Below are 24,180 nucleotides of genomic sequence, written 5' to 3'. Positions count from 1 at the left end.
CGGGCGGGTTCTATTCCTTCAGCGCGCGCGTGATTCGCTGAATCGAGACGGATTCGGCCGTACCCAATTGCTGCGCGAACAAGCTGATTCGGTACTCCTCGAGAAGCCAGCGGGCGTGCACGAGTCGGGCGGGAGCGCCTGCGGGTAGTGGGATGCTGCCGCCGGCCTCCTGGTAGAGGTTCGCGGCCCGTTCGAACTCGCTCATGCGCTGGCGATCCCGGCCAGGGTGATCGGCGAGCGCCCGCACGCGCTCATGCGCACCACGCAGGTACCGATGCACGTTCGGTAGTTGCTGTGTTCCGGTCCGCACGATGAAGCCCGGAAACAGCAACCCGGCGAGCTGCCCTTTGACGTCATTCAGCGCTCCGAGCAGAGTCAGCGAGTTCTGGTCACGCACGGCGCGTTCAACCTCGCGTGCGGCGGTGAGGATCTTCGCCGAGAGTGACACGGTTTCGAACAGGGTGTCGACGATGATGCGCGAGAGCTCATCTCGCACGGCCTCGAACTGCTGCTGCGTACGAACGCCGTCAGGGGTGACGCGCGCCATGACTGCGTCCGCGACGGCTGCGCGGGCGTCTTCGATCAGCGCCTTCGCCGACGGATATGGAGACGAAGCCAGCGCGAGCTTCTCGGGCGCCGTGAGGTGGTCGAGCACGTACGCGACGGGGGAAGGTACTGCGAGCAGGAGCAGGCGGCGAACGCCTGTTCGGGATGCCGCGAGGGCGGCATCCGGTGTGGACTCGATGCGCAGCGCGACCGAGTCAGCCGTATCGACGATTGCGGGGTAGCCGCGCACCACGCCACCGGCGACGCGTGTGTCGACGACGGCGGGGAGGTCGCCGAACGTCCACGACGTGAGCCCCGAGCGCTCGGAGAACGCCGAGTCGACCGCGCCCTCAGCGGGAGCGGCGGGCAGGCGAGGGCCGCGTTGTGCGGGCGGGCGCGAGAGCGACTTCGCCACCGAAGTGCGCGCTTTGGCGGCTAGACGTTGCTGGAGCGCGCTCAGGTCGCGGTCCGAACCGACGGTACGACCTCGCTCATCGACGGCCCGAAATGAGATCAGTAGGTGCGCTGGTACGCGTTCCATCTCGAAGTCCGCGGCCGTGACCGGGGTGCTCGCCAGTCGCTGGATGCGCGCAGCGAGGGCGTCTCGCAGGGTGAGGTCGGGTTTGCCCGCGTGCGATTCGGGACCCGAGTCTGCGAGCTCGGCGGAGAACTTCGCGGCCCAATCGGCGGCGGGCACGACGTGACGCCGCAGCGCCTTGGGGAGTGCACGCAGCAACGCGGTGATCAATTCGTCGCGCATGCCCGGAACCTGCCAGTCGAACCCGGTCGATGTGACCTGCGCGAGGAGTGCGAGCGGGACGATGGCGGTGACACCGTCGTCGGCTGCCCCAGGTTCGAACCGATACGCGAGGGAGAGGACCTGGTCGCCCTGATGCCAGCGGGCGGGAAAGTCCGCCGCATCCGATCGGGCGGTGTCATCGAGGAGGTCTGCTTCGCGCATGTCGAGCAGGCGCGGCGTGCGGTTCTGTGCGTTGCGCCACCAGGTCTCGAACGAACGGACATCGAACACATCGTGCGGGATGCGCGTGTCGTAGAAGCGGTAGACCGCTTCGTCGCCAGCGAGAATGTCGCGTCGGCGTTCGCGTTCCTCGATTTTCTCGAGGCGTCTTCGCAGTTCGAGGTTGCGCCGCTCGAACGCCGAGAGGCGCTTGTCCAGATGAGCGATGTCCCAATCGCCGTCGACCAGTGCGTGTCGCAGGAACAGCTCTCGTGCGAGGGGCCGGTCGAACCGCGCCAGTTGGACCCGCCGCTTCGGGATGATTTCCACCCCGAACAAAGTGACTTTCTCGTAGGCGGATGCCGCACCCGCGGTCTTGGACCAGTGCGGCTCGCTCAGCTGGCGCTTGGCGAGATCGCCGGCGAGTTCCTCGGCCCACGCCGGGTCGATCGCCGCGACCGTGCGTGCGAATAGGCGCGAGGTCTCGACGAGCTCGGCCGCCATGACCGCCTGCGGGCGCTTCTTCTTCAGGCCCGAGCCGGGGAAGATCGCGAAACGGGTACCGCGTGCCCCGAGATACTCGGCCCCGCGGCGGGCATCCGCCTTTGCCGACCCCGCGCGCGAAGCGGATGCCCGGTCGTCGATGATTCCGATCTGCGAGAGCAGCCCGGACATCAGCGCCTTGTGGATTGCATCCGGGTCGTGGGCGTCACCGGGCGCTCGGTCTCTCACGCGCATCAGGCTGGTCAGCTGCCGTTGCACGTCAGCCCATTCGCGCACGCGCACATAGTTCAGGTGCTCTGACCGGCAGAGGCGGCGGAACGCGCTTGATCCGAGTTCGTCCTGCTTTGCTCGCAGGTACGTCCAGAGACCGAGCAGGGACATGAAGTCGCTCGTCGGGTCGGCGAAGCGTGCGTGCAGACGATCGGCTGCCTCGCGATGCTCTTCGGGGCGCTCTCGGACGTCCTGAATCGACATCCCGGCGACGATGGGCAGCACATCACCCAGGACCCCGGTTCGCCGTGCCTCGATGAGCATGCGTGCGAAGCGCGGATCGATCGGTAGGCGCGAGAGTTCGCGTCCGATGTCGGTGAGAGACGGATGCCCGCCACGACCCGGTGACGTCGATACCGCTCCGAGTTCTCGCAGCAGGTCGAACGCGGCTCGCACACCGCGGGAATCGGGCGGCGTGAGAAAGGGGAACGACGCGATGTCGCCGAACCCCAGCGAGAGCATCTGCAAGATCACCGAGGCGAGGGAGGTGCGAAGAATTTCGGGCGTGGTGAATTCATCTCGCGTGGTGAAGTCGTCTTCGGCGTACAGGCGGATGGCGATGCCTGGGCTGGTGCGACCGGCACGACCCGAGCGCTGTTGCGCAGAGGCTTGAGAAATGGCTTCGATCGGGAGTCGCTGCACCTTGCTGCGGGTGCTGTAGCGCGAAATTCGCGCAGTGCCGGTGTCGATGACGTAGCGGATTCCCGGAACGGTCAGGCTCGTTTCGGCGACGTTCGTCGCAAGGATCACGCGGCGCCGCACGCCCGCCACCTGGGAGCGCTCGAACACGCGGTGTTGCTCGGCCGCGGAGAGGCGCCCATACAACGGAAGCACTTCCGTCGGGGCGGCATCCTTCGCGTACATGCCGCGCACGGCATCCGTTGCGTCTTTGATCTCGGCTTCACCGGGGAGGAACACCAAGACATCGCCAGCGGGTTCGCGATCGAGTTCGCGCAACGCGGCGGTGATGCCGTCGACATCGTCCTCGGCATCGTCGGTGCGGGGGCGGTAGCGCACCTCGACCGGGAACGTGCGCCCGGACACCTCGATGATCGGGGCAGGTTCATCGGGTGTACCGAAGTGTGCGGCGAAGCTCTCGGGGTCGATCGTGGCGCTGGTGATGATCACCTTGAGGTCGGGGCGTCGCGGAAGGATGCGCTTCAGATAGCCGAGGAGGAAGTCGACGTTGAGGGAGCGCTCGTGGGCCTCGTCGACGATGATCGTGTCGTAGCGGCGCAGGAGGCGGTCACGGTGGATCTCATTGAGCAGGATGCCGTCAGTCACCAGTGCCACTTTGGTGTCGGCCGACACCTTGTCGGTGAAGCGCACCTTGTAGCCGACCGCAGAACCCAGAGGGACCTGCATCTCGTCGGCGATGCGCTCGGCGATCGTGCGCGCCGCGATGCGACGGGGCTGAGTGTGCGCGATGGAGGTGCGGCCGAGCTCGAGACAGATCTTCGGCAGCTGGGTGGTCTTGCCCGATCCGGTGGCGCCGGCGACGATCACCACTTGATGCGTCTTGATGGCGTGCGCGATCTCGTCACGGGCCGCGCTGACGGGCAGCTCGGCCGGATAGACGATCACCGGTTCGATCTCGGGCATAGCCTTCGATCTTAACCGGCTTACGCTGGAGGGGTGATGATTCCACGCGTGACTCTCAACGACGGCCACTCGATTCCCGCCTTCGGCTACGGCGTCTTCAAGGTGCCCGCCGACGACACCGAGCGCGCCGTGAGCGAAGCCCTCGAGCTGGGGTACCGACACATCGACACCGCTGCGATCTACGGCAACGAATCCGGTGTCGGCGCGGCAGTGAAGGCATCCGGCATCCCTCGGGACGAGCTCTTCATCACGACCAAGCTCTGGAACGACCGCCACGACGGCGAAGAGCCTCACGCTGCGATCGCGGAGAGCCTGGAGAAGCTCGGTCTGGACCGCGTGGACCTGTATCTCGTCCACTGGCCGACGCCCGCGCGCGACAACTACGTTCACGCGTGGGAGAAGATGATCGAGATCCGCGAAGCGGGCTTGGCAACCAGCATCGGCGTATCGAACCACCTGGTGGAGTACCTGGACCGACTGGTGGAGGCGACCGGGGTCGTGCCCGCCGTCAACCAGATCGAACTGCACCCGGCCTACCAGCAGCGGGACATCACGCACTGGGCCGGTGAACACGGCATGAAGATCGAGTCATGGGGGCCGCTGGGTCAGGGGAAGTACGACCTGTTTGGCGCTGCGCCGGTCGTCGCGGCCGCTGAAGCTCACGGAAAGACTCCCGCCCAGACCGTCATTCGCTGGCACCTGGACAAGGGATACATCGTGTTCCCGAAGTCCGTGCGGCGCGAACGTCTGCAAGAGAACCTCGACGTGTTCGACTTCTCGCTCACAGCTGACCAGATCGCGGCGATCGACGCGATGGATCCCGGTGACGGCTCGGGTCGCGTGTCGGCGCACCCGACCGAACTGAACTGACCTCGCCTTTCGACTGGGTCTGTCGCTGCGTTGAGTGCAGCGTCAGACCCAGTCGAAGAAGGCGTCAGTGTGTAGGCGCCAGAAGTCATACGGAACAGACATCGCGGTGGCGAGCGGATACCAGAACGCCGCGACGGCGAGGCTGACCCAGAGGAAGACCCATACGAGCCGTTGACCCGTGAGCCGCCGGTAGCGGTCGGCATCGGGTGGACCCTTGATATCGCGCAGCGCCGTCGTCAGGGCGATGAGCACGAACGGGAGCATCAGCACCGTGTAGAACTGGAAGATCGTTCGGTCGGTGTAGAACAACCACGGCACGTATGTCATCGCCAGGGCCGAGAGGACAAGGGCGTCCTGCCATTGCCGCTTCACGATGAACCGGTAGATCAGATACAGCACGGCGAGTACGCCGGCGTACCAGACGAGTGGGTTGGGTGTGCTCAACACCGCCTGGGCGCAGCCGTTCGCCACCTCGCAGCCGTCCTCGCCGAACGCGTCCTGGTGGTAGTACATCGACGTCGGGCGCAGGAGCAACGGCCATTGCCACGCCGGGCTCGCATACGCGTGCGGCGAGGAGATGCCCGCCGCGGAGTTGTACATCGCGACGTGATCCAGCCACAGGCTCTGCAGGGGGAGCGGCACCCACGACCACACACCCTCGGCGGGGCTCGCGTCCGCTGCGTGCCGGTTGTAGCCGCCGTCGGTCACGAGCCACCCTGTCCACGACGCCAGGTACACGCCGAACGCCACGGGCACGAGCAGCGTGAAGGTCGCAACGCCCTGGCGCACGGCATCCGTCGGCCAGAACAGCACCCCCGCGTGCCGCCGCGCCAGAGCGTCGGTGACGACGAGGTAGATGCCGACACCGGCGAGTACCCACGCCCCGGACCACTTGACCGCGGTTGCCGCACCGAGGGTGGCACCGGCCGCGATGATCCATGGCCGGTTCCACAGCATCGGACCCCACGCCGGGGGGCTCGCGTCGTCGCACAGGGCGGCGAAGTGCGTGATGCGTTCCATCGTGCGTGTGCGATCGACGACGACGAAGAGGAAAGCCAGCAGCACGAAGAACGTGAGCGTCATGTCGAGCAGGGCGAGGCGGCTCATCGATATCGCGAGGGAATCCACCGCCATCAGCAAGCCTGCGACCACCGCAAACGTCGTCGAGCGGGTCATGCGTCGCGCGAGGAGCATCAGCACGAGTACCGTCGCGGTACCCAGTAGTGCGGTGGTGAAACGCCAACCGAACCCGTTGTCGGAGCCGAACAGCAGCATGCCGACGCCGATGATCCACTTGCCCAACGGTGGGTGGATCACGAAACTCGGATCGGTGAGGAAGACATCGGTCGCGCCTGCGAGGAACTGCTCATTCGCGCCCTCGGGCCACGCTGCTTCGTAGCCCAACTGCGTGAGCGTCCAGCCGTCCTTCACGTAGTAGGTTTCGTCGAACTGGTTCATCGCATCGTGCGGATGCGCCAGATTCACGAAGCGCAGCACGCCCGCAAGGAGCGTCACCAGCGCGGGGGCGAGCCATGAGTACAGGCGCGCGAACCGGGAGTCGGTGGCTATGCGTGCGACGAGCCTGTCGTACAGGCTCGGGCGACCGTCCTCGCGTGGAAGCAGCGTCGACCCGCTCGAATCGAGCGCGTCATCGGAAGGCCGGGGGGCATCGGTCACGGCCCAAGTTTAGGGTGGGGGAGTGATCATCCTCGCGGCGACCCCGATCGGAAACCTCGGCGATGCGACGCGTCGCCTCGTCGAGGCCTTGGAGAACGCGAGCGTCATCGCGGCGGAAGACACCCGGACCACCCAGAGACTGTTGGCGGCTCTCGGCATCTCTCATCGTCCGCGCCTGATCGCATTGCACGATCACAACGAGAAGGCGAAGGCGGGCGAGATCGTCGACCTTGCGCGCGAGCAGGACGTCTTGGTGCTGAGTGATGCGGGCATGCCCACCGTCAGCGACCCCGGCTACGGACTGGTTGCGGCAGCCGTGGAGGCGGGGGTGGCGGTCACCGCGCTCCCCGGCCCGAGCGCAGTGCTCACCGCGCTCGCCGTGTCGGGTCTACCCACCGACCGGTTCACCTTCGAGGGGTTCGTCCCCCGCAAACAAGGAGAGCGGCGCAGCGCCTTCGGAGCCCTCACGAACGAACCCCGCACCATGGTCTTCTTCGACGCCCCCTCGCGCGTGGCGGCGACCCTGCAGGACATGGCTCACGTGTTCGGAGCCGACCGCAGAGCCGCCGTCTGTCGCGAACTGACCAAGCTGCACGAAGAGACAGTGAGGGGCGGTCTCGCTGCGCTCGCGGAATGGGCGGCGGAAGGAGTCCGCGGCGAGTTGGTGATTGTTGTCGAGGGCGCCCCGCAGCAGAGCATCGACTTCGACACCGCGGTTGCGCAGGTCGGGGCGTTGGTCACTGCCGGCGCGCGCTTGAAGGATGCCGCCGGCGAGGTGTCAGCCCAGACAGGGCATTCGTCGCGGGAGCTGTATCAGGCTTCCCTCGCCGCGCGAGGGAAGCCTGATACAGCGGGGTAGGGCTCAGCCGCGCACCTTCACGGCGAGCTCCTTGCTCAGGGTGCTGCCCACTGAGTTGGAGAACTCCACGCGGTAGCGGTGCGTGCCCAGCGGGGCATCCGTCACTGTCACCGTCGCGCGCTGTGCGCCGGGCGTCTGCGCCGTCAGGGTGCCTTCGGCGATGACAGTGTTGCCCTCGAAGAACCGGTACGTCGTCGCGTTCGTACCCCACCACAGGTTGGCCGTGAGCGTGTAGGTGCCGTCCCCGTCATAGTTGTCGTGGCTGAGCACCGGCGTGCCGGGGTTCGCGTCCGTGACCTTCACCCGCATCGTCGAGGTCCGCGTTTCGCCCCGCGAGTTCACCAAGACTCCGGTGTACTCGTAGGTGCCGTTCTTCTTGCCGGCGATCGCCACCGATGCTGCCTGAGGGCTGAGCCCACCGAAGGTCAACGGCACGCGTGCGATGAGCTCGCCATCCTCGTACAGTCGCCACACGGTGGCGTTCTGACCCCACCAGAGGTTCATCGACACCGTGTAGGCGCCATCCGCAAGGCCGGTGTCGTGACCGTTGTCGTTCGACAGCACACCTCGTGCGGGCGCGGTCGATGCGGCGTCAGTGACGATCAGATCGGCCAGGGCTTCCTCGAGCGCTTCGGCTGCGGCATCCACCACCGCCTGCGAAGGCGACGACGCCTGTGCGACGATGTCCGCGCGCGCCGCCGCACGGTCGGCCGCCGCCAGCGACGTGGCCGTGAAGCCGTCGCGCGCGAGGTCAGCGACGCGATCCCGCGCCTCGGTCAGCGCCGAGGCATCGACGTCGCCGGACCCGCCACGCACCAGTCGGAAGTCGTCGACGGTGCCCCAGGCCCCGGCGCCCAGCGCGAAGCTCGCGCGCACCGTCACCGCGCCATCCGCCGCCACGGTGATGGGCGCGGCCACCGCCGTGCGGAACTCTTGCCAGTCGACCAGTTCGAGCGTGGCTTCGGCGGTGGAGTCGCCTGACGTGCCGCGCAAGGTCGCGGTGTACTCGCCCATCCCATCACCTTGCGTGGTCGCCTCGAGCGTGTAGTCGCCAGCCGGCAAACCATCGACGGTCTGCGAAACCTCGAAGGCGTAGTCCGCGTCAGCCCAGAACTCCACGGCTCGTGTCCCATCGGACGCGTTGCTGCTCGCAACGGCGGCAGCACCTGTACCGGTGATGCTCCACGCCGACGAATCGGCGTCTTCGAAGCTGGGGTTTGCGAGCCAATTGCGCTCCGTGACGGTGATCGTGGCGGTCGTCTTTACGCCCGTCGCGGTGTGGCCATCGATGCGGTAAGTCCCTGCTCCGGGGATCCACTCCATGCCCGGTGCCCACTCGATGTCGACCTGCTCACTGATGCCGTTGAAGGAATCTACTCGCACGCGCTCGGGGAGAGCGATCGGGTCGCCATCGGTCACCGTGATTGCCACCGGCGAGACTCGAATGGTCTCGACTCCCTCGCGGGCTTGCAAGGAGTCGAGGGCTGCGATGAGGAGGGATGCCGCTTCGTCGACCTTCTGCGCGGTCGGCGACACAGCGCCAGACACGATGCGCGCGATCTCGAGAGCATCGTCGAGCACCGCGAGAGTCGAGGGGGTGATGGCATCGCGGTCGACTCGCTCGGCACGCTCGAGGGCGTCGTCCAGCGCAGCGGTATCGGCCGGTGTGGCGTCGACGGAGATGAGCGCGATGTCGTCGATTGTTCCCCACGCCCCGGCGGGGAGCGTGGCGGAAACCGTCACGGTAATGGTGCCGCCTTCCCCGACAGTGACCGCTGACGTGCGGGGGGTCGACCAGTTGCGCCACCCGGTCATCGCGAACGCGGCGGACTGTTCGTCCGCGGCGGATGCCGCAACAATGCGCACGGTTCCGGTGTCGCCTTCGTCGTCACCCTGCAGTGCACCCGTGGCGACGTACTGCCCTGCCGGAAGAGCGGCAGACGTCTGCGACAGCGTGAACGAGAAGTTGGATCCGTCCCAGAAGTGCGCGGAGCGCGCCCCGGTGCGCGGGTCGTCTGTCGCGCGCAACGTGAGCGCGCTGCCGGAGCGCTGCCACATGCTGACATCGTCGTCTTCAAACCCGCCGTTACGGAGGAAGTTCCGCTGGGCAACGGTGATCTGAGCGCTCGTTGTCAGGCCCGAGGCAGTGGTGCCGGTGAGCGTGTACGTGCCTGCTCCGCTGATCCACTCGGCACCCTGCGACCAGGTAACCGGCTGCTCTTCGGTGGAGCCGTCGTTGTACGAAACCGTCACCGTGGCCGGCAGCGTGATGTCATCACCCTCGGTGAAGGTGAGCGCCGGGGTGGCAACACTGGTGACCTCGCGGGGCGCCACGGCACCGGTGCGAACGTACGAGAAGACGTTCAGTGACTCCAACGGTGTGCCGTCGAATGCGAAGAGTGCCTGGTTGTCCCACGCCGAACCGCCGAACCAATGGCCCGCGTCTTCGGGGTCGTACTCGCCGGCGAAACTCGACGCCCAACCTGAGCCGTCGCGCTCCCACAATGCCTTGTTCGCTTCGAGCGTGCTCGGGGGCCCGACGGGCAACCACGCGGGCTCCCAGTAGAAGACGCCGATGCCCGCGTCGCCGATGTCAGACACCGCCTGGATCACGTCGCGCACCGCGGTGGCCTGGCCCTGCACGCTCACGGGGTACTGCGTTGCTTCGCTGGGCAGGTCGATGACGTTGCCGTGGCCGTCCCCGTCTTCGAGCGTGTACGCCCACGAGGTCTCCGCGACCATCACGTCCTTTTGGTAGGTGTCTGCCACGCCCTTGAGTACGGAGGTGAGGTTTGCGGTCGAGCCGTGCCAGAACGGGTAGTAGCTCGAGGCGAACACGTCATAGTCGACACCGCGCACATCGAGTTCGCGCGCGTAGCCCGCGTAGCGGCCGGGCGTCTCGGGGTTTGTGAAGTGCACGGCGACGGCGGCATCCGGCAGGACATCACGCACGGCCGCCGAGCCTGCGGAGAAGATTTGCGCCATTCCTGTCCAGCCGGTCACTCCGGCCACGGCGTTGTTCGTCTCGTTGCCGATCTGCACCATCTCGACGTCGACACCGGCGGCAACGAACTGTTCGAGGGCCTCGGTCGTGTATTCGGTCACCGCTTCTGCCTTCTCGCTGACGGTGAACGATGCCCACGCCTTCGGGGCCTTCTGCTTCGCGGGGTCGGCCCAGAAGTCCGAGTAGTGGAAGTCGACCAGGACGCCGAAGCCGGCGTCCGTCGCCCGCTCGCCGATCTCGACGGCACGCTCCACGTCGTTGTTCCCACCGCCGTAGCCTTCGCCGGCGGCGGTGAACGGGTCGTTCCACACCCGGACCCGCACGTCGGTGACGCCCGACTCAGCCAGCACGGTGAAGAGGTCGGATGCTTCGCCCGTGGCATCCCGGAAGATCACCCCGGAGTCTTCGAGCGCGAGAGCGGAAGACACGTCTGCGCCCATGATGAAGTCGCCAGCGAGGCCCTCGACTTTCTGCACCACGATTCCGGCTTCGACGGGCTCGGTCTCATCTGCGTGGGCAGGGGAGGCGAGTGTGGTGACGGCTAGCGCGGCGACAATGCCGACTGTGACCGGTCTCAGGTTGCGGTATGAGGACATGGTCGATCTCTCCGATCAGCGTTGATGGGGATAGGGAAGGGGGGAAAGGATGTGGCGGATCAGCCCTTGACGGCGCCGCTCGTGAGGCCTCCGACGATGTATCGCTGAAGCGTCAGGGTGAGGATGAGGATGGGGATGGCGCCCAGCACGGCCCCGGCGGTGAACAAGCCCCAGTTGGACTGCAGCTGGTTCGAGACCCAGCCGTACATGCCCACCGCGAGCGTCCAGTTGTCTTCGCTGGTCATCACAATGCGGGCGATGAGGAACTCGGAGTAGGTGGCGATGAACGACAGGAGTGCCACGACAGCGAGGATCGGGGTGACCAACGGCATGATCAGACGCCAGAAGATCTGAGCGTGCGAAGCGCCGTCGATCTTCGCCGACTCATCGATCTCGATGGGAATCGTGTTGAAGAATCCGTAGAGCAGGAATGTGTTCGCGCCAAGGACTCCGCCGAAGTAGATGCAGATGAGCCCGATCTTCGAGTTGAAGCCGAGCGCCGGCACCACTTCGCCCAGGGCGAGGAGCATCAGGAAGATCGCTACGAAGGCGAGCGCCTGCGGGAACATCTGGATGATGAGCAGGCCCGTGAGGCTCGCCCGGCGCCCCGAGAATCGGAAGCGCGAAAACGCGTATGCGGCGCACGCGCCCATGATCACGGCGCCCACCGAGGTGGCGATTGAGATCACGAGCGAGTTGCCCATCCACGTCCAGTAGGCGGTGCTCGAAAGCGCGGCGAAGTTGCTGAACGTGATGTCGGAGAACAGGCCGGTCGCTGCGGACAGGCTGCCGCGCGGGTTGAGCGCGGCCGACAAGGTGTAGATGAGCGGGAAAGCGGCGTAGATGATGATCGCCACCGCGACGATGTACTTCCACCCGACTTCGAGCCACCAGCGGCGTCGACGCGCGCGCGTGCGGTCAGGGGTGGTCTCGTTCGGGCCGCCGGCGCCGGTGCCGCCGCGGGTGAGCGTGGGTGCGGTCTGCTCGGTCATCTCTAGAACTCCTCGAGTCGGCGGGTCTGGCGGAACGAGATCGCCGCGATGATGCCGACGATGATGAACACGATGATGGCCAGGGCGCTGGCTAGTCCGAAGTCGGCGGCGCCGCCGGACACCCCGGAGATGTCGTAGATCGCCGAAATCAGGATGTCGGTGTACCCGAGCGCGTACGGGGCGCCGGGGATCGCCGGTCCGCCGTTGTTGAACAGGTAGATGATCGTGAAGTTATTGAACCCGACGGCGAACGAAGAGATCGCCAGGGGCGCGGTGGACACGAGCAGGAGCGGCAGCACGATCGATCGGAAGCGACGGAACCTGCTCGCACCATCAATCTCGGCCGCCTCGAGAGCATCGGAGGGAATCGACTGCAAGGCTCCCGTGCACACCAAGAACCAGTAGGGGTAGCTCAGCCAGATGTTGACCCACAGCAATGACAGACGCGCGAGCCACGGGTCACCCAGCCAGTTGATGTTGGCGCCGAAGAAGAACAGGTCGTTGATCACACCGAACTCGGCGTTGAACATGCCGCGGAAGACGAGCGCCGACAGGAAGACAGGGAAGGCGTACGGGAGGATGAACAGCGTGCGGAGGGTCTTGCGGGCGCGGACGCGCGGATCGTTGTAGATCATCGCGAAGAGCAAGCCCAGGCCGAACGGGATTAGTACCGACAGGATCGCGAACGTGAAAGTCCACCCCGCGACGATGAGCAACGGCTCGGCGAGGTCGGGATTGGTGAAGATCTCGAGGAAGTTCGCGAACCCGACATTCACGTACCACCCGGCGGGAAGACTGCTGCCGTCGGCGGCGGTAAATGTGCCCTGGTCGGTCGCCTCATACACGGTGCCGGTGGTCGTATCGGTGATGGTTTGGTTGGTTTCGTCCCACACGAGCGTGGAGGTGTAGATGGCGCCGCTGCTGCCATCGCGCGTGCGGATCGAGCCGTCGTTCGGGTCGTCCGAGACGGGCACCCGCAGATCGATCACGGCTTGCTGGAGTTCTTGATCCGACAGCAGGCGAGCGCGATCGACGATCTGCCAGCCCGCGACTTCGGTCGGGGCCCCCGCCGAGACCTGGCCCGCTTCCGACAGCGGCTCGATCTCCGAGCCGACCATCACGGTGCCCTCATCGTTGATGGCGAAGCCGAGCTCGCCGATGCGCTCGACGACAGTGAGGGGATACGTGGGGGAGCCCTCGACGCGCCGCTCACCCTGGATGAGTGCGGCTTCGACGGCTTGTTCCTGCGTTCCGGCGTGACCGGTGCCGTAGTTCGTAAAGGCGATGTACGCGGTGTAGCCGAAGATGAAGATCTGGAAGGTGAAAAGGAAGATCAGACCCGGGAGAAGGTACTTCATCGGCAGCGCGCGCCGCGAGAAGTAGACGATGTCGGCCGCGATGACCAAGACGATCATCCCGCCGAAGATGAGCCACGATTCGGCCCGCCACGCGGAGAGGATCACCATGATTCCGAAGGCGTTGACAAGCGCCATCAGGATCAGCTTGACGATGAAGCCCCATCCGCGGCCGCTCCACCGGCGTGCGTGTGACTCGCGCGGGGCGCGGCCTCCATTCGCCGCGGGTGGCGGTGTCTCGGCGGTATCGAGGTTCGCAGACATGTGGTTCCTTCGTCGCCCGTGGAGTTATGGGCAGGTGTGTGCGGGACGTGGTGTCGTGCGGGCGGGGCCGTGAAGCGCCCGCCCGCACGAGAGTGTCAGCCGTTGAGGGCTGCGGTGAGGTCGTCGATCATGGTGTTCCACGTCGACACGGGGTCAGCACCGGTGATGATCTGCACCTCGGCGGCGTTCCAGTAGTCCCACACCGAACCCATCTCAGGGATGCTGGGCATCGGGACACCGTTCTGCGACGATGCGAGGAATCCGGCCGTGATCGGGTCGGACGCAGCCTTCTCAGCGACCGTGGACCACGCGGGGATGCGCGGGTCCTGGTCGTACAGAGCCTGCTGTGCTTCCTCGGTGCCGATGTAGTTCACGAGGAACTCGTTGGCCAGAAGCGTGTTCTCGCTCTGCGAGCTGAGGTAGAAGCCCTGCACGCCCACGAAAGGTGCAGCGGGCTCGCCGCCGGCCGACGGGATCGGGTTGACCTTGACGTTCACGTCGGGGAATGACGCGATCGCCCACGGGCCCTGGATCGTGTAGGCGGCCTGACCGGAGTTGAACAGCTCGTTGTTGGTGTCGTAGTCGATCGTGGTCGAGATGTAGCCGGTACCCGACTCGCCGTTCTCGCCGAGCCACGTGGCGAAGGCATCGCCTGCTTCGCCGCCCATGCCGATCTCGTTGGTGTACGAGCCCGAAGCATCCTGCACGAAGACAGGCGCGCCGAACGAGGTCTGCAGACCGTACATGGTGTAGCCGTCACCGGTTTGGCCGGCGGTGTTGATCACGACGGGGCGCTCGGCACCCGAGTCCAGACCCGCCTGGATCATGTCGTCCCACGTGGCGGGGGCGTCCTCGCCGACCAGGTCGACATTCTGGATCAGTGCGACGGTCTCGAGCGAGTAGGGCAGGGCGTAGAGCTGGCCGTCGTAGGTCATGGCGTCGAGGGCCACCTGTTCGAACTCGCTGGCCTTGTCGCCGAGGTCGACGGTGTTCACCACGCCGCCGGCGACGAGCGCGCCCAGCCAGTCGTGGGCGCCGACAGTGATGTCGGGACCCTCGCCGGTCGGGACCTGTGCGAGGAAGTCCGCGCGGATGTCTTCGAAGTTCTTCTCAACGAGAGTGATCGTGGCACCGGTCTCGTCTTCGAAGGTGGCCGCGGCGGCTTCGACGGCGGGCTTGCGGTTGGCGTCGACCCAGATGGTCAGTTCCTGGCCGCTGCCGTCGATGGGAGCGGCCTCGGTCGGTTCGGTGCTCTCGCCGCCGCTGCAGCCGGCGAGGGCGACGGCGCTCGCCAGGGCGATGGCGCCGAATGCGATTTTCTTACGCATGTCGTTTTCCTTTCAGAGTGTGGTCTCTTCGATGAGGCCTCTGAGTCGAGGTCACGGCGATGGGACCGGAGGGGAGTTCGACCAGGCAACGCGCCTGATCACAGGGTAGTGAGGTGTGAACCCGCGGCCTAGCCCCGGGCACAAGCGGCGGTCAGCGACCACCTCCTTCTGCGGTGTGCGGGCTGCGCACCACGGCGACACCACCGGGGAGAACCGTCAGGGTCTCCGCGATCGTCTCGCCGGTGAGAAGTTCTATTCCCGAGGCGGGAAGCTGTGCGTTGTCGTCGCGGTGGTTGATCGCCACCGTGTAGCGCGCATCGTCGCCGTGGCGGGTAATCACCTCGAGGCCCGAGGGTAGATCGGATGCCACGACACCGGCATCCCGATACACATCGGCCATCACGGTGGCAAGGCTGTCTGCGTCCAGCCGCGTGCTGAGGTACCACCCCGTGCCCGCGCCGTACGTGTTGCGCGTAATCGCGGGTCGTGCGCCGCCGAGCGCACCCGGGCCATCGACGTACGTTGCGACCGATTGGGCGGTCGTGAGACTCAGGTCTTCGTGCCACGCGTCCGCGCGGAGCGAGGATCCGTCATGCCATGTCACCGTGGACTTCTCGCCCTCGCGGAGCGGGAGGAACTCGTCCACCGTGACGCCGAGCGCGTCCTTCAATGGCGCACCGTACCCGCCCGGGTGTACCGCGTCATTTTCATCGACGATGGCCGAGAAGAACGACACGAGCAATGTTCCGCCGTTCTCGACGAAACGCGTGAGGTTTGCGGCGTCGGCGGCGGTGAGCAGGTACTGGGCAGGAGCGATCACCAGCTTGTAGGCCGACAGGTCGTGCCCGGGGAGAGCGAAATCAATCGTGATGTTGTCGCGCCACAGTCGCTCATAGAAGGCGCGGATCCGCTCGGCGTGCGTGATGTCTTCGGACGGGCGCCATTCGAGGTCCTGCGCCCAGAAAGACTCGAAATCCCAGAGAATTGCGACGTCGGCCTGCACGCGGGAGCCGCGAATAGCGTCGATCTTTTCCAGCGCGCCACCGAGCTGCACGACTTCTTTCCACACCCGCGACGACGTGCCTGCGTGAGGGAGCATCGCCGAGTGGAACTTCTCCGCTCCCGAGCGGGAGGCGCGCCACTGGAAGAACAGCACGGCATCGGCACCGCGCCCGACGTGTGCGAGCGAGTTGCGTGCCATTTCGCCGGGCCGCTTGGCGATGTTTCTCGGTTGCCAGTTGACGGCAGACGTGGAGTGCTCCATGAGGATCCACGGCTTGTTCCGGCCCACCGAGCGCGTCAGATCGGCGGCGATGGCCAGGCCGATTTCGCCCTCGGGATCGGCGGCCCACAGGTAGTGGTCGTCTGAGACGATGTCGACCAACTCTGCCCATGCCCAGAGGTCGGTCGTCCAACTCTGATTGGCCATGAAGTTCGTAGTGATCGGCTGGTCGCCGTGCGCGCGGATCGCGTCTCGTTCGAGCGTGAAGCACTCGCGCAACTGGTGGTCGGTGAACCGGGCGAAGTCGAGTCGCTGTGCGGGGTTGACGACGCTGGGCGCGGCGGCGGGGGCGCCGACGTGCTCCCAGTCGGTGTAATGCTGACCCCAGAAGGCGGTTCCCCAGGCCGCGTTGAGCCCGTCGAGGGTGCTGTACCGGTTCTTGAGCCATTCGCGCCATGCGCGGACCGACTGAGGGGAGTAGTCCTCGCCGACCGGAACTCCGTACTCGTTGTGGACATGCCACATCACGACGGCCGGGTGCGACGCGTATCGTTCGGCAAGCCGGGAGGCGTAGCGGACGATCGCCTCGCGGTAGGCGGGAGAGGACGGGGAAGCCATGCCTCGGGCGCCGAATCCCATGGTTACGCCGTCGCGAGTGATCACGCGCGCTTCGGGATACTTCGCGAAGAACCAGGCCGGAGGAGACGCTGTCGGCGTGCCGAGGTCTGCAGCAATGCCGTTCTCGTGCAGCAGGTCGAGCAGCTCGTCGAGCCACGAGAAGTCGAACACACCCTCGGCGGTCTCGATCAACGCCCACGAGAAAATGCCGACGCTCACCATGTTGACACCGGCCTCGCGCATGAGGGCGACGTCCTCCCGCCACACCTCGCGGGGCCACTGCTCGGGCGAGTAGTCGCCTCCGTAGGCGATCTTCGAGATCGCTGGCCAGGAGTACGGCGAGGGCATTGACGCTCCTTCGAGTCGGTGGTTCGGGGCCACAATCACTCTGTGACCGGTCACAGTATGACTCAGAAAAGAGGTGCATTCACTGTGGCATTCGGTAACCGTTATCGAACTGTGACCGGTTACAGATTACTCACAGGGGACATCGAGAACGGCAGCCGACCCGGTAGAGTCACTCGACGTGGAAGGTGTTCCCGGGCGGCGCAAGCCGACGATTCGCGATGTGGCGGCTGCCGCCGGAGTCTCGCATGGCACGGTGTCGCGAGTGATGAACGGGGGCCACTGGGTCTCGGCCGAGGCGCGAGAAGCCGTCGAGGATGCCATTCGCCGCACGGGCTACACCGCGAACCACCACGCGCGCAGCCTCGCCACGGGGCGTGCGAACTCGGTCGCGTTCCTGCTGACCGAGCCGCAGCACCTGCTGTTCGCCGATCCCACGTTCGCCCTTCTCCTTCGCGGCGCCGCAGAAGCGCTCGCGCAGCGATCGATGACGCTTGTGCTCCTCGTGGCGGGTACGCCCACGGAGCGAGCGAGTGTGGCCCAGTTCGTGCGAGGCGGCCACGTCGACGGGGTGATGCTCATCTCATCGCACGAAGCTGACCCCCTGTTGGAGGAGTTGGTGACGGCCGGTGTCCCGACAGTCAGTTGTGGCATTCCCCTCGGTCACGACATCGAAGTCCCCACTGTCTCTGTCGATGAAGAGGGCTCGGCGCGCACCATGACGGAATTCCTCCGGGGCAAGGGACATCGGCGCATCGCGATGATCGCGGGCCCGCGGGATACCCCGGGCGGCAGATATCGGCTGGTCGGCTACCGCGACGCCCTCGGGGAAGACTTCGATGAGGCGCTGGTCGAAGAAGGCGACTACAGCCAAGAGTCGGGTACCGCTGCGATGGCGCGCCTGATGGCTCGTGCCGATGACATCGACGCGGTCTTCGCCGCCAGCGACCTGATGGCCGCCGGCGCGATCGCCGCGATCCGCAAGTCAGGGCTGCGCGTTCCCGAAGACATCGCCGTTGCGGGGTTTGACGACTCAGGCCTCGCCGCCACGCACGAGCCCGGACTGACCACGATGCGTCAGCCGTGGGATCGGATCAGTGCAGAAATGGTGTCGTTGCTGCTCGCCACGATTGCGGGCGAGCGGGCAGACCCGATCACGCTCCCGACGACACTGATCGAGCGCGGCAGCGCCTAGCGTCGTCATACGCTCGGAGGTGGCATCCGGTCGAACTAGAATCTTCGAGTGACTTCCGGCAGTTCTTTCTACATCACGACGCCGATCTACTACCCCTCCGATGTCCCGCACATCGGACACGGGTACACGACCGTGGCCGTCGACACGCTCGCGCGCTGGCATCGCCAGGCGGGGGATGACACCTGGATGCTCACGGGCACCGACGAGCACGGCCAGAAGATGATGCGGGCTGCCTCAGCCAACGGAGCGACCCCGCAGGAATGGGTCGACCGCCTCGTCGGCGAGTCGTGGTACCCGCTGCTCGAGCGGCTCGACGTCGCTAACGACGACTTCATCCGCACGACCCAGCCGCGACACGAAGAGCGCGTCAAGGCCTTCGTGCAGGCGATCTACGACCGCGGCTACATTTACGCGGGCGAGTTCGAGGCGCTGTATTGCGTCGGCTGCGAGGAGTTCAAGACCGAGGCCGAAATCATTGACGGTACCGGCCCGTTCGAAGGACTCAAGGTCTGTGCAATCCACTCGAAGCCGCTGGAGCTGCTTCAGGAGAAGAACTACTTCTTCAAGCTGAGTGAGTTTCAGGATGCCCTCCTCGACCTGTACTCGACGGTGCCGGACTTCATCCGCCCCGAGTCTGCGCGCAACGAGGTCCGCTCGTTCGTCAAGCAGGGTTTGAAAGACCTGTCGATCTCACGATCGACCTTCGACTGGGGTATCCAAGTGCCGTGGGACCCGAGCCACGTAATCTACGTGTGGGTCGACGCACTGCTCAACTACGCCACCGCCGTGGGTTACAGCTCCGACCCCGACGAGTTTGCGCGCCGCTGGCCCGCCTACCACGTCGTCGGCAAGGACATCCTGCGCTTTCACGCCGTGATCTGGCCCGCCATGCTGATGGCGGCCGGGCTTGAGGTTCCGCGGGGTGTGTTCGCGCACGGCTGGCTGCTCGTCGGCGGCGAGAAGATGTCGAAGTCGAAGTTGACCGGAATTGCGCCGAGCGAGATCACCGACGTGTTCGGCTCGGACGCCTACCGCTTCTACTTCCTGTCTGCGATCGCGTTCGGACAGGATGGATCCTTCTCATGGGAGGACCTGTCGGCGCGGTACCAGGCCGAACTCGCCAACGGATTCGGCAACCTCGCCTCCCGCACTGTGGCCATGATCGACCGTTACTTCGGTGGTGTGATCCCCGAGCCTGCCGAGTATTCGGACGCTGATGAGGCGGTACAGAGGGTCGTGTCGGATGCCGCGACTGCTGCCGACGCGGCGATCGAACGTTTCCGCATAGACGAGGCCATCGCTGCGATCTGGACGATCGTCGATGCTCTCAACGGCTACATCACGGAGAACGAGCCGTGGGCACTCGCCAAGGATGACGCGCAGCGCGAGCGGCTCGGCACCGTGCTGTATACCGCCGCAGAAGGACTTCGTGCGCTGGCTGTCTTGCTCTCGCCCGTGATGCCGTCTTCCACGCAGAAGCTGTGGGAATCGCTCGGTGCCGCTGACGCCCTGGGTGATCTGACGTCACAGCCCATCCGCGACGCCGGGCACTGGGGTCAGCTCCCGACGGGTACGACGGTGCAGCCCCTGACGCCGCTGTTCCCGCGCGTGGAGCAGTCGGTGTGAGCGACCCGAGCTCGTACGTGCGCGAACGTCACAACGACGGCTCGCGTGATGTGCGGTGGCCGCAGGCGCCTGAGCCGCTTGCGGTCGCGGTGTACGACAACCACTGCCACCTCGAAATCGCTGACGGCGATGCGCCGCTGACGCTGGGCGAACAATTGGATCGCGCCGCGGCTGTCGGTGTGATCGGGGTTGTTCAAGCCGGTGGTGATATCGAGTCGAGCCGCTGGTCTGCGTGGGCTGCGGCATCCGATCCTCGTGTTCTCGCGGCCGTCGCCATTCACCCCAATGAAGCGCCCGTGTACGCCGAGGTGGGCAAGCTCGACGAAGCGATTGCCGTCATCGACGAGCTGGCAGCGCAGCCGCGCGTGCGCGCCATCGGTGAGACGGGGCTCGACTTCTTCCGTACGAGTGGTGAGGCGCTGGCGCCCCAGCACGAAAGCTTTGAAGCGCACATCGCGCTGGCGAAGAAACACGCCATCGCCATGCAGATCCATGATCGCGACGCGCACGACGCCGTGCTCGAAACGCTCGAGCGGGTCGGCGCACCCGAGCGCACGGTTTTCCATTGCTTCTCCGGTGGTGCCGACATGGCACGGTACTCGGCCGATCGCGGGTACTACCTGTCGTTCGCTGGCAACGTGACCTTCAAGAACGCGCAAAACCTCCGTGACGCCCTAGCGGTCACCCCGCTGGAGAGAGTGCTGGTGGAGACGGATGCGCCGTTCCTGACTCCGACCCCGCACCGCGGCCGCCCCAACGCGCCGTACCTGATCCCGCTCACGGTGCGCTTCATCGCGGCCGAGCTCGGCCTCGAGGTCGATGAGGTGTGCGCACAGATCGCGTCGAACACGCTCGCCGTCTACGGACAGTTCTCGGATCGACCCGCCTCATGAGTACGGATCCCGCCGTCGCGGTGATCGACACGGTCGAGGGGTTGCGTACCCGGATGGCCTCTCAGCGCGCAGCCGGGTCGCGGGTGGCGCTGGTTCCGACGATGGGAGCGCTACACGAGGGGCATCTGGCTCTGATCCGCGCAGCGGCGGCTGATGCCGAGGAAGTCGTCGTGTCAGTCTTCGTGAACCCGACTCAATTCACTCAGGCGAGCGACCTCGACACGTACCCGCGCGACCTCGATCGCGACATCGAGCTGGCCGCTTCGGCCGGCGCGACGACCGTGTTCGCCCCGGCGGTTTCGCAGGTGTACCCCGAAGGGTTTTCGACTTCGGTGCGCATCGGGGGAGTGACCGAGCGCTGGGAGGGGGCGACGCGTGGTGCGGCGCACTTCGACGGCGTCGCGCTCGTGGTCACGAAGCTGTTCGGAATGGTCGGGCCCGACACAGCCTGGTTTGGCCGGAAGGACGCGCAACAAATCGCGGTCGTCCGTCGACTCGTCGCCGATCTCGACCTTCCCGTGCGAATCCGCACCGTGGAAACCATCCGGGACCATGACGGATTGGCGTTGTCGAGCCGCAACGTGCGGCTGCGGCCGAAAGACCGCCAGCGCGCCGTCGCTGTGCATGCGAGTCTGCAATCGGCGCGAGAACTCGTCAGCTCCGGGGAGACGGATGCCGCGCAACTGGCGCACGCCGCGCGGCAGGTACTCGCGCAAGAGGGGATTGAGCCCGAGTACTGGGCTGTCGTTGACCCGCAGACGTTCGAAGAACTCGAATCGGTCGCGGACGGCGCTCTCGCCATTGTCGCGGCGTACGTCGGCGACGTACGTCTGATCGACAATCTCGTGCTGAGCTGATCTCGCGTCAGAGTTTGCGCAGTTCCACCGTGTCGACGGTGTGGTCGCCGCGCTTGGCGAGCACGAGGTCGGCGCGATGCCGCGTCGGCAGGATGTTTTCCCGCAGATTGGGCAGGTTGATTCCGTGCCACAGTTCACGGGCGCGCTCGTCTGCTTGAGCATCCGTCAACGTGGTGTACCGGTGGAAGTGCGAGGCCGGGTTCGCGAAAGCAGTGTCACGCAGAGTCAACCAGCGTGACACGTACCAGCGCTCCAGGTCGTCGGGCTCGGCGTGCACGTACACCGCGAAGTCGAACAGATCGCTGACGGCGACGTCGTGCGGCCCGGGCGGGGGCTGCAACACGTTGAGCCCCTCGACGATCACGACGTCGGGCTGCTCGACCCAGATGCGTTCTCCGGTCACGCGGTCGTACGTGAGATGTGAGTACACCGGAGCCGGAACGCGGGGCACTCCGCGCTTGATTGCCGACACGAAGTCGAGCAAGGATCGTCGGTCGTAGGACTCCGGAAATCCCTTCCGGTTCATCAGGCCGCGCCGCTCGAGTTCGGCGTTCGGCCACAGGAAACCATCGGTGGAGACGAGGGCGACGCGAGGGGTATCGGGCCACCGTCGGATCAGTTCTTGGAGCACGCGGGCCACCGTCGACTTTCCGACGGCGACCGAGCCACCGATGCCGATGACGAACGGAGTGATGCGCTCGGCACGATTCAGGAACGCATCCGTCGCGCTTCCGAGGTTCTGAAGCGAGGCCGCGTGCAGACTGAGCAGGCGACTGACGGGCAGGTAAATGTCGGCGACCTCCTCGACGTCGAGCCGGTCGCCGAGGCCGCGGAGTCGTTCGATCTCGTCGGGGCGCAAGGGCATGTGCGCATCGGGTGCCCGCAGGGCCCAGTCGGGCCGCCGGAACACGCGATATCGTGACCGCTGATCGATCGCGTCGAGCATCAGAACAGTACCGAGAGGCCACCGTCGACGACGATGGTTTGGCCGGTGATGAAGGACGACTCGTCGCCGGCGAGGAACGCCACGGTCGACGCGACCTCTTCCGGCTGGCCCCAGCGCCCCAGAGCGGTACGCGTGCGTACGACGTCGTTGATGCGTGCATCCGTGAGGAGATCGGCGTTGGATTCGGTGACGATCGTCCCGGGCGCCACGGAGTTCACCCGGCATCCTTGCGGTCCGAGTTCTGCGGCGAGGGAGCGTGTCATTCCGTCGATTCCGGCCTTCGCCGCCGCATATCCGACGTCCCCGGCGCGTCCGCGCAGCGCAGCGACCGAGGAGACGGTCACGATGGTGCGTGGGGTGACCCCCGCTGCGGTAGCCCCGCGGAGAAAACCGCGCGTCACGTCGTAGACCGACGTGAGATCCGCATGGACGAGGCGCGCGAAGGCCTCAGTGTCGAGATCAGCGATGCCTCGACGATCCCGCACGCCGACATTGTTGACCAAGACGTCGGGGACATGGCCCTGGTCCCGCGCTCGGCGAAACGCGAGGTCTATCGCATCGGCATCGGTGACGTCCGCGGCGAAGGCCGAGACCCCCGGCCCGAGTTCTGCCGCGCGGTCCGCAAGGGCTTCCGCGTCGCGTCCGCCGATGAGTACGTGCGCTCCGCGGGCGCGCAGCGCGTCGACGATGGCTCGTCCAATCCCGTTGCGCCCGCCCGTTACGAGTGCCGTGCGGCCCGTAAGCGAGGATGCCGGTGCGCTCACTCCGGCTCGCTCAACGCGAGGGCCACGGCAGCGGCGTCCCACGACGATGCGTGCTCAGGCCCGGGAAATGCGCCGGTGCGGACGTGCTCGGTGTATTCGTCCAAGGCCGCTGCCGCATCTGCTGCGAAGGTGCGGTACTGCCGAGCGTGCCGGGGAACGAACTCGTCGTAGAGCCCGAGGATGTCATGCCACACCTGAACCTGACCGGTGCACCCGGGGCCGGCTCCGATGCCGATGGTGGGGATCTCCAAGCGATCCGTGATCGCCTGGGCCAACTCTGCGGGAACCAACTCGAGGACGATCGCCCACGCGCCAGCCTCTTGCAGAGCGAGGGCGTCGTCCAACAACCGTCGCGCCTGTAGGGCGCCACGGCCCTGCACCCGCAGGCCGATCGCGTGCACCGACTGGGGAGTGAATCCCAAATGACCCATCACCGGAATGCCCAGGGACACGAGGCGACGCACGGTCTCCGCGACCGCTGTGCCGCCTTCGAGCTTGACCGATTGGCACCCGCCTTCGGCCATCAAACGGGTGGCCGCGCGCACGGCATCCTCTTCGATCGCGTAGCTGCCGAACGGCAGATCAGCGACCACCAGAGGGTGCTCGGCTCCGCGCATCACGGCGCGCGTGTGGTAGATCATCTCGTCGAGCGTCACCGGAAGAGTCGAGTCATGGCCCTGGACCACCATGCCCAGTGAGTCGCCCACCAGAATCGCCGAGACGTTCGACCGATCGACAATGCGAGCACTGGTGTAGTCATAGGCGGTGACCATCGTGAAACGCTCGCCGCGCTCAGCCGTTCGGCTGATGGTCTCGATCGTCGTGCGCACGCCGCCTCCTCTTCGAGCGCACCGCGGTCACAGCACGCCCTCACAAGGATGCCAGAAGT

16 protein-coding genes are annotated in these 24,180 nt (G+C 66.1%); 6 read left to right on the top strand and 10 right to left on the bottom strand.

Going from position 1 to position 24,180, the window contains the following annotated elements; genetic code table 11:
• Positions 1-10: 10 nt before the first annotated feature.
• On the bottom strand, positions 11-3,880 hold the full coding sequence (gene hrpA / locus ON062_RS04115; protein WP_274645848.1) for an ATP-dependent RNA helicase HrpA: 3,870 nt from the start codon (positions 3,878-3,880) through the stop codon (positions 11-13).
• A gap of 33 nt (positions 3,881-3,913) precedes the next feature.
• Here hrpA and ON062_RS04110 point away from each other — a divergent pair, with 33 nt between their 5' ends.
• Complete coding sequence (locus tag ON062_RS04110; protein WP_274645847.1) at positions 3,914-4,750, top strand: aldo/keto reductase; 837 nt, start codon at positions 3,914-3,916, stop codon at positions 4,748-4,750.
• Positions 4,751-4,792: 42 nt separating this feature from the next.
• Here the strand turns inward: ON062_RS04110 and ON062_RS04105 are convergent, their stop codons facing one another.
• Positions 4,793-6,427 carry a dolichyl-phosphate-mannose--protein mannosyltransferase gene (locus ON062_RS04105; RefSeq protein ID WP_274645846.1) on the bottom strand — a complete coding sequence of 545 codons (1,635 nt, stop codon included), beginning with the start codon at positions 6,425-6,427 and terminating at the stop codon, positions 4,793-4,795.
• A gap of 22 nt (positions 6,428-6,449) precedes the next feature.
• Here ON062_RS04105 and rsmI point away from each other — a divergent pair, with 22 nt between their 5' ends.
• Complete coding sequence (gene rsmI, locus ON062_RS04100) at positions 6,450-7,286, top strand: 16S rRNA (cytidine(1402)-2'-O)-methyltransferase (RefSeq protein ID WP_274645845.1); 837 nt, start codon at positions 6,450-6,452, stop codon at positions 7,284-7,286.
• A gap of 3 nt (positions 7,287-7,289) precedes the next feature.
• Here rsmI and ON062_RS04095 read toward each other — a convergent pair whose 3' ends face one another.
• From ON062_RS04095 to ON062_RS04075, 5 genes are all read right to left on the bottom strand, one after another.
• Positions 7,290-10,886 carry a glycosyl hydrolase 53 family protein gene (locus ON062_RS04095; RefSeq protein WP_274645844.1) on the bottom strand — a complete coding sequence of 1,199 codons (3,597 nt, stop codon included), beginning with the start codon at positions 10,884-10,886 and terminating at the stop codon, positions 7,290-7,292.
• Between the two features lie 59 nt (positions 10,887-10,945).
• Entirely contained in the window at positions 10,946-11,878 is a 933-nt protein-coding gene (locus ON062_RS04090; protein ID WP_274645843.1) for a sugar ABC transporter permease, read from the bottom strand.
• Between the two features lie 2 nt (positions 11,879-11,880).
• Positions 11,881-13,497, bottom strand: a complete 1,617-nt coding sequence (locus ON062_RS04085) for an ABC transporter permease subunit (RefSeq protein ID WP_274645842.1) — start codon at positions 13,495-13,497, stop codon at positions 11,881-11,883.
• Between the two features lie 95 nt (positions 13,498-13,592).
• Entirely contained in the window at positions 13,593-14,825 is a 1,233-nt protein-coding gene (locus ON062_RS04080; protein WP_274645841.1) for an extracellular solute-binding protein, read from the bottom strand.
• A gap of 151 nt (positions 14,826-14,976) precedes the next feature.
• On the bottom strand, positions 14,977-17,013 hold the full coding sequence (locus ON062_RS04075) for a beta-galactosidase (protein WP_274645840.1): 2,037 nt from the start codon (positions 17,011-17,013) through the stop codon (positions 14,977-14,979).
• Positions 17,014-17,191: 178 nt separating this feature from the next.
• On the opposite strand from ON062_RS04075, the gene ON062_RS04070 reads away from it, so the two are divergent.
• The 4 genes from ON062_RS04070 to panC are packed head-to-tail and all read left to right on the top strand — an operon-like array spanning position 17,192 to position 21,581.
• Positions 17,192-18,205 (top strand): LacI family DNA-binding transcriptional regulator, encoded by a 1,014-nt coding sequence (locus tag ON062_RS04070; RefSeq protein WP_274645839.1) that lies wholly within the window; start codon positions 17,192-17,194, stop codon positions 18,203-18,205.
• A gap of 48 nt (positions 18,206-18,253) precedes the next feature.
• Complete coding sequence (gene metG, locus ON062_RS04065) at positions 18,254-19,831, top strand: methionine--tRNA ligase (protein ID WP_274645838.1); 1,578 nt, start codon at positions 18,254-18,256, stop codon at positions 19,829-19,831.
• Entirely contained in the window at positions 19,828-20,724 is an 897-nt protein-coding gene (locus ON062_RS04060; protein WP_274645837.1) for a TatD family hydrolase, read from the top strand. Before metG ends, ON062_RS04060 begins: the two co-directional genes overlap by 4 nt.
• Positions 20,721-21,581: a pantoate--beta-alanine ligase gene (panC, locus tag ON062_RS04055; RefSeq protein ID WP_274645836.1), complete on the top strand. Its 861-nt coding sequence runs from the start codon at positions 20,721-20,723 to the stop codon at positions 21,579-21,581. Before ON062_RS04060 ends, panC begins: the two co-directional genes overlap by 4 nt.
• A gap of 7 nt (positions 21,582-21,588) precedes the next feature.
• On the opposite strand, the gene coaA is transcribed toward panC, so the two are convergent.
• The 3 genes from coaA to panB are packed head-to-tail and all read right to left on the bottom strand — an operon-like array spanning position 21,589 to position 24,121.
• A complete protein-coding gene (coaA, locus tag ON062_RS04050; protein ID WP_274645835.1) occupies positions 21,589-22,527 on the bottom strand; it encodes a type I pantothenate kinase in 939 nt (312 codons plus the stop codon).
• Entirely contained in the window at positions 22,527-23,291 is a 765-nt protein-coding gene (locus tag ON062_RS04045; RefSeq protein ID WP_274645834.1) for an SDR family NAD(P)-dependent oxidoreductase, read from the bottom strand. The genes coaA and ON062_RS04045 overlap by 1 nt, the downstream gene beginning before the upstream one ends.
• Positions 23,288-24,121 (bottom strand): 3-methyl-2-oxobutanoate hydroxymethyltransferase, encoded by an 834-nt coding sequence (panB, locus tag ON062_RS04040; RefSeq protein ID WP_274645833.1) that lies wholly within the window; start codon positions 24,119-24,121, stop codon positions 23,288-23,290. Before panB ends, ON062_RS04045 begins: the two co-directional genes overlap by 4 nt.
• Between the last annotated feature and the right edge of the window lie 59 nt (positions 24,122-24,180).

The organism is Microbacterium sp. C7(2022), assembly GCF_028823665.1.
Classification (GTDB): domain Bacteria; phylum Actinomycetota; class Actinomycetes; order Actinomycetales; family Microbacteriaceae; genus Microbacterium.
The sequence above is the reverse complement of the archived record's forward strand: the minus strand, read 5'-3'. Positions and strand labels throughout refer to the sequence as shown.

Bases quoted from the DNA above. Each gene is read 5' to 3' on its own strand.
- ON062_RS04080 (WP_274645841.1), bottom strand. From the start codon at position 14,825: ATGCGTAAGAAAATCGCATTCGGCGCCATCGCCCTGGCGAGCGCCGTC.
- ON062_RS04075 (WP_274645840.1), bottom strand. From the start codon at position 17,013: ATGCCCTCGCCGTACTCCTGGCCAGCGATCTCGAAGATCGCCTACGGA.
- ON062_RS04085 (WP_274645842.1), bottom strand. From the start codon at position 13,497: ATGTCTGCGAACCTCGATACCGCCGAGACACCGCCACCCGCGGCGAAT.
- panC (WP_274645836.1), top strand. From the start codon at position 20,721: ATGAGTACGGATCCCGCCGTCGCGGTGATCGACACGGTCGAGGGGTTG.
- hrpA (WP_274645848.1), bottom strand. From the start codon at position 3,880: ATGCCCGAGATCGAACCGGTGATCGTCTATCCGGCCGAGCTGCCCGTC.
- ON062_RS04090 (WP_274645843.1), bottom strand. From the start codon at position 11,878: ATGACCGAGCAGACCGCACCCACGCTCACCCGCGGCGGCACCGGCGCC.
- coaA (WP_274645835.1), bottom strand. From the start codon at position 22,527: ATGCTCGACGCGATCGATCAGCGGTCACGATATCGCGTGTTCCGGCGG.
- ON062_RS04095 (WP_274645844.1), bottom strand. From the start codon at position 10,886: ATGTCCTCATACCGCAACCTGAGACCGGTCACAGTCGGCATTGTCGCC.